Origin of the sequence: Sphingomonas sp. PAMC 26617, from assembly GCF_000242835.1 — a bacterium.
In the GTDB taxonomy this organism is placed as follows: domain Bacteria; phylum Pseudomonadota; class Alphaproteobacteria; order Sphingomonadales; family Sphingomonadaceae; genus Sphingomonas.
The window spans coordinates 4173723-4188680 of record NZ_JH594425.1; the positions used below are offsets into that span (position 1 = coordinate 4173723).

Here is a 14958-nt window from a genome sequence, read left to right on the forward strand (position 1 = left end):
CGTCTTTCGTGGCCCGCATGGAGTAAAGTACAGATGCCATCCTTCGCCTCCGCGCTGGAAACCACGTTGCACAAGGCCCTCGAGGCTGCGTCTTCGCGCCGGCACGAATATGCTACGCTCGAGCACCTGTTGCTCGCGCTTATTGATGACGAACATGCGTCGAAGGTGATGCAGTCGTGCGGTGTCGACACCGCCGAGCTGACCGCGACCGTGAAACATTATCTCGACACCGAACTCGAGGCGTTGAAGGTCGACGCCGCGACCGATCCCTCGCCCACCTCGGGCTTCCAGCGCGTCGTCCAGCGCGCGATTCTCCACGTCCAGTCCTCGGGCCGTGACGAAGTGACCGGCGCGAACGTGCTGGTCGCCTTGTTCAGCGAGCGCGAGAGCTATGCCGTCTATTTCCTGCAGCAGCAGGACATGAGCCGTCTGGATGCGGTGAGCTTCATCAGCCACGGCGTCGGCAAGGGTGGTTCCGCGCCCGAAGCCTCCACCCCCAAGGGTGCCGAGGAGGAAAAGCCGCAGAAGCCGGGCGAAAAGGGCAAGGAAAGCGCGCTTAAGCAGTTCTGCGTCGACCTCAATGAGAAGGCCAAGAAGGGCAAGGTCGATCCGCTGATCGGTCGTGGTCCCGAGGTCGACCGCACCGTCCAGATCCTGTGCCGCCGTTCCAAGAACAACCCGCTGTATGTGGGTGACCCCGGCGTCGGCAAGACCGCGATCGCCGAGGGTCTCGCGCGCAAAATCGTCGAGGGCGACGTGCCGGAAGTTCTGCTTCCTGCCGTCATCTACTCGCTCGACATGGGCGCGTTGCTCGCAGGCACGCGCTATCGCGGTGATTTCGAGGAGCGCCTGAAGGCGGTCGTCACCGAGCTCGAGAAGATGCCCGACGCGATCCTGTTCATCGACGAGATCCACACCGTGATCGGTGCGGGCGCAACGAGCGGCGGCGCGATGGATGCGTCCAACCTGCTCAAGCCCGCGCTGTCTGGCGGCACGATCCGCTGCATCGGCTCGACGACGTACAAGGAGTTCCGCAACCACTTCGAGAAGGACCGTGCATTGCTGCGGCGCTTCCAGAAGATCGACGTCAACGAGCCGACGATCGAGGATACGATCAAGATCCTGGCGGGCTTGCGGACCGCGTTCGAGGACCATCACAACGTGAAGTACACCCCCGACGCGATCAAGTCGGCGGTGGAGCTGTCGGCGCGCTACATCAACGACCGCAAGCTGCCGGACAAGGCAATCGACGTGATCGACGAAGTCGGCGCGATGCAGATGCTGGTGCCGCTCGCCAAGCGCAAGAAGACGATAACCAGCCGCGAGATCGAGCAGGTCATCGCCACGATGGCGCGCATCCCGCCGAAGTCGGTCTCGACCGACGACACCAAGGCGCTCGAGTCGCTCGAGACCGATCTCAAGCGCGTGGTGTTCGGGCAGAATGCGGCGATCGAGAAGCTTGCGTCCGCGATCAAGCTGTCGCGCGCGGGGCTGCGCGATCCCGAGAAGCCGATCGGCAACTATCTGTTCACCGGCCCCACGGGCGTCGGCAAGACCGAAGTCGCCAAGCAGCTCGCGACGATCATGGGGATTCCGCTCCAGCGGTTCGACATGTCCGAATATATGGAACGCCACTCGGTCTCGCGGCTGATCGGTGCGCCTCCGGGCTATGTCGGGTTCGACCAGGGCGGCCTGCTCACCGATGCGATCGACCAGCAGCCGCATAGCGTGCTGTTGCTCGACGAGATCGAAAAGGCGCACCCCGATCTGTTCAACATCCTGCTGCAGGTGATGGACAACGGGCGCCTGACCGATCAGCACGGCAAGACGGTCGACTTCCGCAACGTCATCCTGATCATGACGACAAATGCGGGTGCGAGCGACATGGCGCGCGAGACTCTGGGCTTCGGCAACCTCACCCGCGAGGGCGAGGACGAGCAGGCGGTCCAGAAGATGTTCACGCCGGAGTTCCGCAACCGTCTCGATGCGATCGTGCCGTTCGGCTATCTGCCGACCGAGGTCGTGGCGCGGGTGGTGGACAAGTTCATCCTCCAGCTCGAACTGCAGCTGGCCGACCGGAACGTCCACATCAACCTCGACGACGAGGCGAAGACGTGGCTCACCACCAAAGGCTACGACAAGCTGTACGGTGCGCGCCCGATGGGCCGCTTGATCCAGGAAAAGATCAAGCAGCCGCTCGCCGAGGAACTGCTGTTCGGCAAGCTGGTCCACGGCGGCGAGGTGACGGTGAAGATGAAGGACAATGCGTTGTCGTTCGAAATCACGTCGGCCCCGCCGAAGAAGCCGCGCCGCAAGGCCGCGGGCAAGGTCGACACGACCGCGAAGTGATCGCTGCCCCCCCGGGCATGCGAGAAAACCAGAAATGCGGGTCCGGCACTGCCGGGCCCGCATTTTTGGTGAACGGGGTCAGCGCGCCGGGGTGATCCGTGCCGAGGCGAGCACGGTGGCACCGCGCCGCTGCGGGGCATCGAGCGCGGCGAGGACCTGCGGCGCGACGTCGCGGCGCGCCTTGGCCCGGCACGCCGCCTGCGTTGCCCGGATTGCGAAATCAGACTCACCATACCCCCCGCAGGCGATCCCGATCGCCCGGGTGACCCGCTGGTCGAACGTCCGCTTGCCGAGCGGGGAGCCAAGGTCGAGATCAGCGGCGCTGACCTTGACCGTACGGACGGTCATGTCCTGCGCCGTCGCCGCCGCAGGATATTGCAAGGATAGAGTGCCAAGAACCGTAAGGCACGAAGCAAGGATTGCACGCGACATGAATAGCCTCCTGAAGACTGTATGAATTGATTAGGGACACGCTGCTGCTGGTCATGCCTTTTCGGCATTTTGCTCTGCGCCGGCTTGCCGCATGGGTGCTGCGGACTCTTCCGACGCGCGGTCCTATAGCGCAGATCGATTACAGACCTGTGTCGCACCCACCAGAACTGCCCAGAACCACCGCTAAAATTTTCCCTGTTGAAAACATGGGGAAAGTCCGTTCTTTACTTCCCGTTTGCCGTCATCGGCCTAGGAAAAGACGATGCGTCTGGCGCTTCTGTCCTGTGTTGTAGCGATTCTCGCGGTGCTCGGCATGGTGCCGACGCCGGCTGCGGCGCAGGCTGGCTTGACCGGTACGGCGCTGACGACCTGCGCGCTGCGCGATCGGCCGGGGCTTTCGCCACGCCAGGTGTTTGCCGCGACGCGGGGCTTCGTTTGCCCGGCGGACCAGCGCCGGCTGGGCCCGGGAAGCTATTGGATCCGGTCGACCCCGCTGCGTCGATCCGCTCCGGTCGCGGTACGCAGCGCCAGCCTGTGGCAAGGCGTCGTCACGCTGTATGCGCTCTATGCCGACGGACGGATCGTCCCGACCGTGATCGACCAGCAGGCGGCATCCCGGCACGTCCAGCTCGGCGCGATCCTCGAGATTGCGCTGCCGCAACGCCCCGCCCCGCTCGTCCGCCTGCTGTGGCATGTCGACCACGCCGCCAACCTGCGCGGGATCGTCCGCGATCCGACGCTGGCAACGCCAACGCAGAGCATCGACTCCAATTTGCTGATGGGCGGAATGTATGCCGCCTTCGCCGGGCTGTGCATCGCGCTGCTATGCTATAATTTCGCCTTGTGGGTGGCGCTGCGGCATCCGTTCCAGCTCGCCTATTGCGCAATGGTGACCGGGTTGCTCGCCTATACGGTCACATCGTCCGGCTGGATCGCCTGGCTCTATCCGCTGATCGCCAATAATGACCGGATCCGCGCGAATTACCTGCTGCTCGGCCTGTCGACGATCGCCGCCTTCCAGTTCGCGCGCACCTTTTTCGAAGCGCGCGTGTTCGCGGGGACGATCGGGCGGCTCGTGACGCTCACCTGCGCGATCACCGCGGCGGCATCGCTCGGCTTCTGCCTGTTCGCGCCGTTGAACGTGTGGCTGTTCGACCGGTTCTATTCGCTCGCCTTCGCGCTGCAGATGGCGATGGTCGTGCCGTTGCTGTGGCGCGCCTGGGTGTTGCGCAGCAATTACCTGTGGGTGTTCGCGCTGGCCTGGGCGTCGCCGATCGTGATGGCGTCGTTCCGGATCGCGAGTTCGCTCGGGATGATCGGCTGGAACTTCTGGCTCGACAATTCGACGATCATGACGATGACGATCGAAGCGCTGCTGTCGAGCATCGCGATCGCCTATCGCATGCGCCTGCTCAGCAACGAACGCGACGAGGCGCGCGAACGCGAGATCGCGGCACGGCTGCTCGCGGATACCGACCCGCTGACCGGGCTGCTCAACCGCCGCGCCTTCCTCCACAACGCGATCGGGCGGAGCGGCGAGCAGATCCTGATGATCGCGGATCTCGACCATTTCAAACAGGTCAACGAGACGATCGGCCATGACGGTGGCGACGAGGTCCTGCGGGTCTTCGCGCGGACATTGCGCCAGGCGGTCCCGCCCGAAGCGCTGGTCGCGCGGATTGGCGGGGAGGAATTCGCGATCGTCGTGCCGGCTGAATCGGTGGTCGACCCCGACGATATCCTCACCGGTCTTCGCGCCGGGCGGATGCCGTATGACGTGACCGTCACGGCGAGCATCGGCATGTGCAGTGGGCCGCTCGAACGCGAAACCGACTGGAAGGCGCTCTACGCCTGTGCGGACCGGGCGCTGTTCGAGGCCAAGTCCGCCGGACGCGACCGGGCGCGCAGCCGTGACCTCCCCGACAGTGCGCACGGGCGACCCGCCCCCACGCTTGCCGTGCGCAGCCGTTAAGGATATAACGCAAGCGTAAGGAGATGGGCTTTGCGCAATCGTCGGATCATCATCGGGTTTTGCGCCTGCGTCGCCCTGCTCGCTGTCGCGCGCCATCCGACCGCGGATGTCCAGATCCTGACGCATGACGCCACGGACCGGATGCCGCATCAGGTCAAGGCGGCGGTCGACCTGGGACTCGTCGGCATCTCGGTGCTCTATACCTGGACCGCACGCCCGATCGGGTAAGCCGCACCTGCGGCGCGCATGCGCAATGCCTTGCGACCCGTCGTCGGCTTGCTTACACCTATGTCAATGAACACGCCCGAAGCCATCTGGCACGAATCCTATCGTCATCCTGCCCCGTGGGACAGCGCGTTCCCGCCCTCCTCGATGGCGGATTTCTTCGATGCCGCGGTCGCGCGCGCGGGCGATGCACCGTTGATCGATTTCCTCGGCCGGCATTATAGCTTCACCGAAACGCACGATGGCGCGAACCGCGTCGCGGCGGGGCTCGCGGCGCTCGGCTATGGCCCGGGCGACCGGATCGGTTTATTCCTCCCCAACGTACCGCATTATGTCGCGGCCTATTACGGGATCCTCAAACTCGGCGCGACGGTCGTCAATTTCTCGCCGCTCTACACCGCCGCCGAACTCGCGCATCAGGTCGCGGATTCGGGCACCAGGCTGTTGTTCACGCTGTCCGCAAGCCAGTTGCTGCCAACCGCGCTCGAAGTGCTCGAGACGAGCACGCTCGAGCGGCTCGTCGTCGGGTCGATCGCGGGCGCATTGCCGACCGCCAAGTCGCTGCTGTACCGCATGTTCAAGGGCGGCGAAGTGACCAGGCGGCCGGACGATCCGCGCATCCTCGCCTTCTCGAAGCTGATCGCCAACGACGGCAGCTACCCCCGCCCGACGATCGCCCCCGAGAGCGACGTCGCGCTGATCCAATATACCGGTGGCACCACCGGCACCCCCAAGGGCGCGATGCTCACCCACCAGAACCTCTCCGCCAACGCGCGGCAGGTGATGGCGATCGATCCCAACCCGGAGGCCCCCGACCGCATCCTCGGCGTGCTGCCGATGTTCCATGTCTTCGCCAACACCTGCGTGCTCAACCGCACCGTGCTCAACGGCGGCTGTATCGTGATGCTCCCGCGGTTCGAGGCAGGCGCGGTGCTCGCCGCGATCACGCGGACCAAGGCGACCGCGCTCCCCGGCGTCCCCACGATGTATCAGGCGCTGCTCGACCATCCCAGGATCGGCGCGACCGATTTCGCGTCGCTCCGCATCTGCATCTCGGGCGGCGCACCACTTGCGCCCGAACTGAAGGCGAAGTTCGAGAAGATCACCGGCGGGACCGTGGTCGAGGGCTATGGCCTGTCGGAGAGTTCGGGCGTGCTCTCCGCCAACCCCTATGAGGCGGAGGGCAAGACCGGGACGATCGGCCAGCCGCTTCCCGCGACCTGCCTCCGCCTCGTCGACAAGGCCGACCCGACGCAGGACGTCGCCGAGGGCGAACCCGGCGAGATCGTCGCACGCGGCCCGCAGATCATGAAGGGCTATTGGAACCGCCCCGATGCCGATGACGAGGTCTTCCTCATCAACGCCGACGGCAAATGGCTGCGCACCGGCGACGTCGGCACGATCGACGCGGATGGCTTCGTCAAGATCGTCGACCGGCTCAAGGACATGATCTCGGTCTCGGGGTTCAAGGTCTTCCCGAGCCAGATCGAGGCGGTGCTGTACCACCACCCCGCGATCAAGGAGGCGCTCGTCGTCGGCCTGCCCGATCCGTACCGCGGCGAGCATCCGCGCGCCTATGTCACGCTCAACGAGGATGCCGACGTCTCGGGCGAGGCTTTGCGCGACTGGCTCAACCCGCAGATTGGCCGACACGAGCGCGTCGACAACGTTGTGGTGCGGCTCACCATGCCCAAGACGATGATCGGCAAGCTCAGCCGCAAGGACCTGATCGCCGAAGTGATGGCGGAAGAAGCGTAAGGTGTGCGCGCGCACGGCTTCTTCTTAATCCCCTCCCCTTCAGGGGAGGGGTTTGGGGTGGGGCCGTCCAGCAGAACCAACCTCTCTGCGAGGCACCGCCCCACCCCCAACCCCTCCCCTGAAGGGGAGGGGCTTTAAAGGTGCAACCCACCCCACCCACGTGACAGTTGGATGAACCCCCATCCCTCCGATTGTAACAATAGCTTGTCATAGACCGAGGTCATCCAGAGGCTTTCCGGGATGCCAGACGATGGACGCAGTAACGAAAATCGCGCTCGAGGGTCTGGCCGGCCAGGGCACGATCGCCGACTTCGCCGATTTCGCCAATTCGCATCCGGTCATTCCCGAGCGGCCGATCGACGCGCGCCGCAAGTATCGCACGATCTGGATTTCGGACATTCATCTCGGCACGCGCGGCTGCAATGCCGAGATGCTGATCGACTTCCTCGACCACGTCGACAGCGAGCGGATGTACCTGGTCGGCGACATCATCGACGGCTGGCGGCTCAAGAAGAAATTCTACTGGCCCGCCGCGCACAACGACGTGGTGTGGCGGCTCCTCAAGCGCGCCAAGCGCGGGACCGAGGTGATCTATATCCCCGGCAACCATGACGAAGTGATGCGCCAGTTCACCGGGCTCGACTTCGGCGGTGTCGCGATCCGCCGCAATGCGATCCACGAGACCGCGGACGGACGCCGCCTGCTCGTCCTGCACGGCGACGAATTCGACGCGATCACGCTCGCACACCGCTGGCTGGCGCACGTCGGCGACGTAGCGTACAATATGCTGATGGCGCTCAATCGATGGGTCAATGCGTATCGACGCTATTTCAACATGCCCTATTGGTCGCTCTCCAAGCATGCGAAGGCGAAAGTGAAAAACGCAGTCGAGTTCATTTCGAATTACGAAGAGGTGATCGCGCAGGCCGCGGGGTCGCGCGGGGTCGATGGAGTCGTCTGCGGCCATATTCACACCGCCGAATTTCGCGATATCAACGGAATCGCTTATTATAACGATGGCGACTGGGTGGAAGGCTGTACCGCCCTGGTCGAACATTTCGACGGTCGTATGGAGCTGCTGCATTGGGCGGACGAGATTGCTGCACGGGAAACGGCCCGCCCAAGCGCGAAGATCGCGCAGCTGGCAGCCTGACGCCGGTGCGCATCGCGATCGTCACCGATGCGTGGAGCCCGCAGGTCAATGGCGTGGTGCGCACGCTGCAGGCGGTCCGCGCAGAACTCGTCAAGCAGGGGCATGACGTGCTGATCGTCTCGCCCGACCTGTTCTATTCGATGCCCTGCCCGACCTACCCCGAGATCCGCCTCGCCTTCGCGCGCACTGCCGCGGTCGGCAAGATGCTCGCCGATTTTGCGCCGAATGCGATCCATCTCGCGACCGAGGGGCCAGTGTGTCTTGCGGCGCGGCGCTGGTGCCTGTCGCGCGGGTTTCCGTTCACCACCGCCTATCACACGCAATTCCCGGACTATGTCTCGGCGCGCACGGGGGTGAACCCCGAATGGGTGTGGCGCTACATCCGCTGGTTCCACTGGCCCGCGCAGTCGATCCTCGCCTCCACCCCGTCGATCGCCGCGACGCTCAAGGCACATGACCTGACGCGCGTGCGGCACTGGGGTCGCGGAGTCGATCTGTCGACCTTCGGCAGCGACGTCGCGCCCGATCCCGCGATCCGCGCGCTAGCGGAGGGCAGCAAGGGTCCGATCCAGCTGTATGTCGGGCGCGTCGCGGTCGAGAAGAACATCGAGGCGTTCCTCACCGCCGCGCATCCGGGCGTGAAGGTGATCGTCGGCGACGGCCCGGCGCGCGCGACGCTTGCCGCGAAATACCCGGACGCGCATTTCCTGGGCCCGCGCTTCGGGCACGACCTCGCCGCCTCTTATGCCGCCGCCGACGTCTTCGTCTTCCCGAGCAAGACCGACACCTTCGGCCTCGTGATGATCGAGGCAATGGCGTGCGGCGTGCCGATCGCCGCCTATCCGGTGACCGGGCCGATCGACGTGCTCAAGCCCACGGTCGGTGCGATGGACGACGATCTCGACGTCGCGATCGCCAGGGCGCTGACCCTGAGCCGGGCCGATTGCGCTGCCTACGGGCAGAGCTTCACCTGGGCGGCAAGCGCGCGGCAGTTCCTGAACGCGCTGGTCCCGGTCAACCACCCGGAGGCGATCGCGGCTTGAGGCGATCCCGCCGATAGCTTAAATTGCGACAGCGCCGACACCGACGGGAAGGAAGACACGTGAACGTATCGATCGGCCCACGCTGGGAATCCTTCATCGAATCGATCGTCGCGGAAGGCCGCTATGCCTCGGCCGACGCGGTGATGCGCGAAGGCCTGCGGCTGGTCGAAGAACGCGAACAGAAGATGAAGGCGCTGCGCGAAACGATCGAGGCGTCGATCGCCCGGGGCGGATCCCATAGTGCGGAGGAGGTGATGGCACGGATCGACGCGGTGATCGCCGATCGCGCAGCCGTCCGCTGAACACCGACCGCAAACTGGAGGTTTCCGCCGCTGCGTCCGACGACGTCGAGCGTATCTTTTTGTACATCGCCGAAGCCGGGACGGACGCTACTACCAGGAGCTTCGTGGCGGCGCTCCTCGATCACTGCCGACGGGTCGCCGCACTGCCGGGAACGCTCGGCACCGCGCGCCCGGACCTCGCGCCGGACCTCCGCAGCACGCCGCACAAACGGTACATCGTCTACTTCCGATACAGCGGGGACACGGTCCAGATCGTCAATATCCTCGATGCAAGCCGCGACGCGGTCGCGCACTTCGCCGACAGTTCCACCCCCACGCAATAGCCCGCAACCGCGCTTGCCACTCCCGCGCAACCGGCGTACATGCAACGTCAGCACAAGTGGCCGCTCCGAAAGGGGCGGCCCTTTCCGTTTCTGAAGGAGTTCGCCGCATGGCCCAGCCGCTCATGCCCCATGCCACCGCATCGTGGCTCGTCGACAATACCGCGCTCAGTTTCGAGCAGATCGCGGACTTCTGCGGTCTCCACATCCTCGAGATCCAGGCGATCGCGGACGATACCGCCGCCACCAAGCTGACCGGCCGCGACCCGATCCGCGCGCACGAGCTGACGCAGGTCGAGATCGACAAGGGCCAGGCGAATGCCGACTATCGTCTGCAGATCCTCAAGGGCCCCGAGCAGGTCCGCCGCACCAAGGGCCCGCGCTACACGCCGGTGTCGAAGCGCTCGGACAAGCCCGACGGCATTTCGTGGATCATCCGCAACCACCCGGAAATCACCGACGGCGCGATCAGCACCCTGATCGGCACGACCCGCACGACGATCGCGGCAATCCGCGACCGCAGCCACTGGAACATCGCCAACATCACCCCGAAGGATCCGGTGACGCTCGGCCTGACGACGCAGCGCGAGCTCGACGCGGCAGTCGGCAAGGCCGCCAAGGCCGCCGGGATCGAGGCACCGGTCGACACACGGCTCGAGGGGGATCGCGAGGCGCTCATCTCCGAACTGCGCGCCAACCGCGATCAGCTTGCGCGCGATACCGAAGCCGCCGAGCACGGCGAAGTCCCGACCCGCGCCGAGCCGACCGCCGAGACGCTGTTCAAGCGGTAAGGACCGGACCACTGCCGTTGGGCGGGCCCGCCACACAATAGGCCGTCATCCCCGCGTAGGCGGGGATCCATACTGGCTGGCCTCACCCGTGACGACAGACGGTAGCCAGTATGGATTCCCGCCTTCGCGGGAATGACGGAATGGGGAAGGTGCGGCGCGGGGGATTTTGGCCCGCCACCGCCGCCACCCGGCAGGAACTCGAATGACCACTTCCCCCCGTTTCGCCTTCACCATCGCCGCGACCGACGGCAAGGCGCGCACCGGCGAAATCGCGATGCGCCGCGGCACGATCCGCACGCCAGCCTTCATGCCGGTCGGCACCGCCGCCACCGTCAAGGCGGTCAAACCCGCCGACGTCCGTGCAGCAGGCGCCGACATCATCCTCGGCAACACCTATCACCTCATGCTCCGCCCCGGCGCGGAACGCGTCGCGCGGCTCGGTGGCCTGCACGACTTCATGGGCTGGGACCGCCCGATCCTCACCGACAGCGGCGGCTATCAGGTGATGAGCCTCAGCGACCTGACCAAGCGCGACGAAAACGGCGTGACCTTCAAGTCGCACCTCGACGGCACGCGCCACACCCTCAGCCCCGAACGCTCGATCGAGATCCAGCGGCTGCTCGGCTCGGACATCGTGATGGCGTTCGACGAACTCGTCCCCACCACCTCCACGCCCGAAGTCCAGGCCGCCGCGATGGCGCGCTCGATGCGCTGGGCGAAGCGGTCGCGCGATGCGTTCGACGGCGGCGGCGCACATGCCGAGGGCGCGGCGATCTTCGGCATCCAGCAGGGCGCGCTCGACCAGACGCTCCGCGCCGACAGCGCGGGCGCGCTGATCGACATTGGGTTCGATGGCTATGCGGTCGGCGGGCTCGCGGTCGGCGAAGGACAGGAAGCGATGTTCGGCTGCCTCGACTTCGCGCCGGACCAACTCCCGGTCGACAAGCCGCGCTACCTGATGGGCGTCGGCAAGCCAGACGACATCGTCGGCGCGGTCGAGCGCGGGATCGACATGTTCGATTGCGTGATGCCGACCCGCTCGGGCCGCACCGGCCAGGCGTTCACGCGTCAGGGCCCGATCAACCTGCGCAACGCGAAGTTCGCCGAGGACCAGGGTCCGCTCGATCCGGCCTGTGGCTGTCCGGTCTGCGGCACGTGGTCGCGCGCGTACATCCATCATCTCGTGCGGTCGCAGGAGATCCTCGGCGCGATGCTGATGACCGAACATAATCTGTGGTTCTATCAGGGGTTGATGGCGGACCTTCGCGCAGCGATAACGGACGGACGGCTCAAGGGCTTTGCCGACGCTTTTCGGGAGGCATACCGGTCTTCGCAGGGACCGACGTCGGAGTGAGAGGGAATCATGGCTGAAATCAACGAAATCGAAGCGGCAGCTCGCGACCACAAGCGAGTCCGCGATGCCGCCGAAGCGGCGAAGAGCGCAGTCAAGGACAGCTGGCCGCTGGTGCCGATCGCAATCGGCGTGGGCGTAGGCTCGGCCGCGCTGGCGGCGGTGCTGATGTATACCAACCGGGATCGCAGCAAACCCTGACGGGGTGGCGTAACGATCGCTTTCCATTACACCGCTTCCCCGGCGAAGGCCGGGGCCCAGTAGTGAAACCTGAGGTGTCGGGCGCCGCGCCCGTTTGCAAAAACCTCCGCTCTTGGGCCCCGGCCTTCGCCGGGGAAGCGGAAGAGGAAGAAGCGACGCACGCCCGTACGATTGACACACCACACCCCCCGGCAACACAGTAGTGCATTGATCTGCCCGCCGGAGTTTCCCCCATGCGTCTGTCCCGTGCCGCCCTCCTGCTGGGCGCCGCCCTGCTCCCCGCAACGCTCGCGCAGGCGCAATCAACCGCCCCTGCCCCCGCGGTCAAGCCGATCGCCTTCACCGAGCGCACGCTCGCCAATGGCCTGCGCGTCTATGCGATCCGCGACACCAGCACCCCCAACGTGTCGGTCCAGATGTGGTATGACGTCGGCTCGAAGGACGACCCCGCCGGCCGCTCGGGTTTCGCGCACATGTTCGAACATCTCATGTTCAAGGCGACGCGCAACCTCGTGTCCGAACAGATGGACCGGCTGACCGAGGACGTCGGCGGCAACAACAACGCCTCGACCAACGACGACTACACCGAATATCACGAGACGATCCCCGCCAACCACCTCCAGCGGCTGCTGTTCGCCGAGGCCGACCGGATGGCGAGCCTGGTGGTCGAGCCCAAGAGCTTCGCCTCCGAGCGCGACGTGGTGAAGGAGGAACTCCGCCAGAACACCAACGCGCGGCCGTACGGCAAGCTGTTCTCGCTGTATTTCCCCGCGATCAGCTACACCCGCCACCCCTATGCGCGCGGGACGATCGGCAGCATCGACAATCTCGACAGCGCGCAGATCGATGACGTTCGCGCGTTCCACGCAACCTTCTACCGCCCCGACAATGCAGTGCTGGTGGTGTCGGGCAATTTCGACCCCGCGCAGCTCAACCAGTGGGTCGACCAGTATTTCGCGAAGATCAAACGCCCGACCCGCGCGATCCCGCGCGTCACCACGACCGAACCGCCGCGCACGCAAGCCGTCAGCCGCACGGTCTATGAGGCGAACACCCCGCTCCCCGCGGTCCTGATCAGCTACCCGATCCCCGCCGATCGCGACCCCGACAGCGCCCCGCTCGCGGTGCTCAACACGATCCTGTCGCAGGGCGAAAGCTCGCGGCTGTACGAGAGCCTCGTCTACCGCGACCAGCTCGCGCAATCGGCGGAGACCTATCTCGACGTCAAGCAAGGCCCGGGCAACCTCGCGGTGATCGCGATCATGGCGGGCGGCAAGGACGTCGCGACCGGCGAGGCCGCGCTGCGCCGCGAGATCGCGCGGATGCGTGACACCGCGGTCACCCCGGCGGAACTCGCCAAGGCCAAGAACCAGATCGTCACCGCCGAACTGCTCGGGCGCGAGACCGCCGAGGGCAAGGGCCGCACGATCGCGCAGGCGACGATCATCGACGGCGACCCGCACGCTGCCGACCGGCAGCTTGCCGAGATCGACCGCGTCACCGCCGCCGACGTCCAGCGCGTCGCGCGCAAGTATCTGCAGGACAGTCGCGCCGCGACGATTCACTACCTCCCCGCCGAAAGCGCGAACGGCGCCAAGGGCGACACGATCGCAGTCGCGCCTACGGTCGTCGCGCAACAGCTCGTCACCCCGCCCGACGTCCAGATCGTCACGCCGGCGAGCGCCGCCGAGCGGATCGCACCCCCCGCGCCTGCTGCAACGATCCCGGCGACCACCCCAAGACCGGTCGAATTCGCGCTCGCCAACGGCCTGCGCGTCGTCGTCGTCGAAAAGCACGATCTGCCGCTGATGACCGCCTTGCTCGTCGGCCAGGGCGGCGGCGCAAACGATCCCGCCGCGCTCCCCGGCGTCAACAGCCTCGCGGCGACGCTGCTGACCAAGGGCACCGCGACCCGCAGCGCGACCGACATCGCGCAGCAGATCGAGACGCTCGGCGGCGCGATCTCGAGCGATGCGAGCTGGGACGGCTCGACGATCGACATCACGGTCAAGGCGGATCAGGCCGCGCCCGCGCTCGGCATCCTCGCCGACGTCGCGCGCAACCCTGCGTTCAAGCCAGACGAGATCGAGCGCGCCCGCGCGCAGGCGATCGACGGCGTTCAGGTCGCGCAGAAGAACCCGAGCCAGCTCGCCGGCCTCGTCGCCGCGCGCACCGCGCTGGGATCGTCGGCCTATGGCCATCCGCTCGAGGGCACGCCCGCGTCACTCAAGGCGATTGGCGAGAAGGACATTCGCGCCGCCTATGCCGCGACCTGGGCCCCGAAACAGGCCGCCCTCGTGCTCGTCGGCGACATCACCCCGGCGCAGGCCAAGCCGCTCGCGGAAGCCGCGTTCGGCACGTGGCGGACGGTCGCGACGAAACCCGCCACCGTCCCGACCCAGAGCTATCCCAAGCCGCGCGTCGTCGTCGTCGACATGCCGGGCGCGGGGCAAGCGGGCGTGGTCGTCGCACGCCCCGGCCTCGCGCGGAGCGATGCGCGATATTATCCGACCGCAGTCGCCAACACGATCCTCGGCGGCGGCTTCTCGTCACGGCTCAACCAGGAAATCCGCATCAAGCGCGGCCTTGCCTATGGCGCGGGCAGTTCGCTCCAGGCGGGCCGGCAGCCCGGTCTGGTCGCGGGCCGTACCTCGACCAAGAACCCGTCCGCACCCGAGACGGTCTCGATCATCCTGTCCGAAATGAAACGTCTCGGCGCGGAAGCGGTCACGCCCGCCGAACTGGAAACGCGCAAGGCGGTGCTCGTCGGCAACTTCGGCCGCGCGACCGAGACGACCGGCGGGATCGCAGGGACGGTCGGCGGCTATGTCGTGCAGGGCGTGCCGCTCAGCGAACTCGGTGCCTATGTCGCCAAGGTCGCGGCGGTCGACCCGGCGGCCGTGCAGGCCGCGGCGGCGGCGGAACTCGACCCGGCGCGCGCGAGCGTCGTTGTGGTCGGTGATGCGAAGGACTTCATCGATCCGCTGCGCAAGGCGTATCCGCAAGTCGAGGTGATCCCGGCGGGCGCGCTCAAGCTGGAAAGCGCGGCGCTCCGCTGATC

13 protein-coding genes are annotated in these 14958 nt (G+C 66.2%); 12 read left to right on the forward strand and 1 reads right to left on the reverse strand.

Features of this window, described 5'->3' with window-relative positions:
• The first annotated feature begins 33 nt into the window (after positions 1 to 33).
• Complete coding sequence (gene clpA, locus RH91_RS18670; protein WP_010164690.1) at positions 34 to 2349, forward strand: ATP-dependent Clp protease ATP-binding subunit ClpA; 2316 nt, start codon at positions 34 to 36, stop codon at positions 2347 to 2349.
• Positions 2350 to 2427: 78 nt separating this feature from the next.
• Here clpA and RH91_RS18675 read toward each other — a convergent pair whose 3' ends face one another.
• Positions 2428 to 2781: a UrcA family protein gene (locus RH91_RS18675; protein WP_081469562.1), complete on the reverse strand. Its 354-nt coding sequence runs from the start codon at positions 2779 to 2781 to the stop codon at positions 2428 to 2430.
• 262 nt (positions 2782 to 3043) lie between these two features.
• On the opposite strand from RH91_RS18675, the gene RH91_RS18680 reads away from it, so the two are divergent.
• The 11 genes from RH91_RS18680 to RH91_RS18730 all read left to right on the forward strand — a co-directional run bounded on the left by RH91_RS18680 (position 3044) and on the right by RH91_RS18730 (position 14956).
• Positions 3044 to 4753 (forward strand): GGDEF domain-containing protein, encoded by a 1710-nt coding sequence (locus RH91_RS18680; RefSeq protein WP_037478973.1) that lies wholly within the window; start codon positions 3044 to 3046, stop codon positions 4751 to 4753.
• 30 nt (positions 4754 to 4783) lie between these two features.
• Positions 4784 to 4981 carry a hypothetical protein gene (locus RH91_RS18685; protein ID WP_010164694.1) on the forward strand — a complete coding sequence of 66 codons (198 nt, stop codon included), beginning with the start codon at positions 4784 to 4786 and terminating at the stop codon, positions 4979 to 4981.
• Positions 4982 to 5047: 66 nt separating this feature from the next.
• Positions 5048 to 6736: a long-chain-fatty-acid--CoA ligase gene (locus RH91_RS18690; protein WP_010164696.1), complete on the forward strand. Its 1689-nt coding sequence runs from the start codon at positions 5048 to 5050 to the stop codon at positions 6734 to 6736.
• 250 nt (positions 6737 to 6986) lie between these two features.
• Positions 6987 to 7889, forward strand: coding sequence for a UDP-2,3-diacylglucosamine diphosphatase (locus RH91_RS18695; RefSeq protein ID WP_010164697.1), 903 nt, complete (start codon positions 6987 to 6989; stop codon positions 7887 to 7889).
• A 5-nt stretch (positions 7890 to 7894) separates the two neighbouring features.
• On the forward strand, positions 7895 to 8932 hold the full coding sequence (locus RH91_RS18700) for a glycosyltransferase family 4 protein (RefSeq protein ID WP_010164698.1): 1038 nt from the start codon (positions 7895 to 7897) through the stop codon (positions 8930 to 8932).
• Positions 8933 to 8991: 59 nt separating this feature from the next.
• A complete protein-coding gene (locus RH91_RS18705; RefSeq protein ID WP_010164699.1) occupies positions 8992 to 9234 on the forward strand; it encodes a type II toxin-antitoxin system ParD family antitoxin in 243 nt (80 codons plus the stop codon).
• Positions 9235 to 9248: 14 nt separating this feature from the next.
• Positions 9249 to 9557 (forward strand): type II toxin-antitoxin system RelE/ParE family toxin, encoded by a 309-nt coding sequence (locus tag RH91_RS18710; protein WP_051116701.1) that lies wholly within the window; start codon positions 9249 to 9251, stop codon positions 9555 to 9557.
• 107 nt (positions 9558 to 9664) lie between these two features.
• The gene (locus tag RH91_RS18715; RefSeq protein ID WP_010164704.1) at positions 9665 to 10345 is read left to right on the forward strand and encodes a DUF1013 domain-containing protein; all 681 of its coding nucleotides are present in this window, start codon (positions 9665 to 9667) and stop codon (positions 10343 to 10345) included.
• A gap of 202 nt (positions 10346 to 10547) precedes the next feature.
• On the forward strand, positions 10548 to 11699 hold the full coding sequence (gene tgt / locus RH91_RS18720; RefSeq protein ID WP_010164706.1) for a tRNA guanosine(34) transglycosylase Tgt: 1152 nt from the start codon (positions 10548 to 10550) through the stop codon (positions 11697 to 11699).
• Positions 11700 to 11708: 9 nt separating this feature from the next.
• Positions 11709 to 11897 (forward strand): hypothetical protein, encoded by a 189-nt coding sequence (locus RH91_RS18725; protein WP_010164707.1) that lies wholly within the window; start codon positions 11709 to 11711, stop codon positions 11895 to 11897.
• A 233-nt stretch (positions 11898 to 12130) separates the two neighbouring features.
• Positions 12131 to 14956 carry a M16 family metallopeptidase gene (locus RH91_RS18730; RefSeq protein ID WP_010164708.1) on the forward strand — a complete coding sequence of 942 codons (2826 nt, stop codon included), beginning with the start codon at positions 12131 to 12133 and terminating at the stop codon, positions 14954 to 14956.
• Positions 14957 to 14958 lie beyond the last annotated feature (2 nt).

Coding starts and splice junctions, on each gene's coding strand:
- clpA (WP_010164690.1), top strand. CDS start 34: ATGCCATCCTTCGCCTCCGCGCTGGAAACCACGTTGCACAAGGCCCTC.
- RH91_RS18675 (WP_081469562.1), bottom strand. CDS start 2,781: ATGTCGCGTGCAATCCTTGCTTCGTGCCTTACGGTTCTTGGCACTCTA.
- RH91_RS18680 (WP_037478973.1), top strand. CDS start 3,044: ATGCGTCTGGCGCTTCTGTCCTGTGTTGTAGCGATTCTCGCGGTGCTC.
- RH91_RS18690 (WP_010164696.1), top strand. CDS start 5,048: ATGAACACGCCCGAAGCCATCTGGCACGAATCCTATCGTCATCCTGCC.
- RH91_RS18695 (WP_010164697.1), top strand. CDS start 6,987: ATGGACGCAGTAACGAAAATCGCGCTCGAGGGTCTGGCCGGCCAGGGC.
- RH91_RS18715 (WP_010164704.1), top strand. CDS start 9,665: ATGGCCCAGCCGCTCATGCCCCATGCCACCGCATCGTGGCTCGTCGAC.
- tgt (WP_010164706.1), top strand. CDS start 10,548: ATGACCACTTCCCCCCGTTTCGCCTTCACCATCGCCGCGACCGACGGC.
- RH91_RS18725 (WP_010164707.1), top strand. CDS start 11,709: ATGGCTGAAATCAACGAAATCGAAGCGGCAGCTCGCGACCACAAGCGA.
- RH91_RS18730 (WP_010164708.1), top strand. CDS start 12,131: ATGCGTCTGTCCCGTGCCGCCCTCCTGCTGGGCGCCGCCCTGCTCCCC.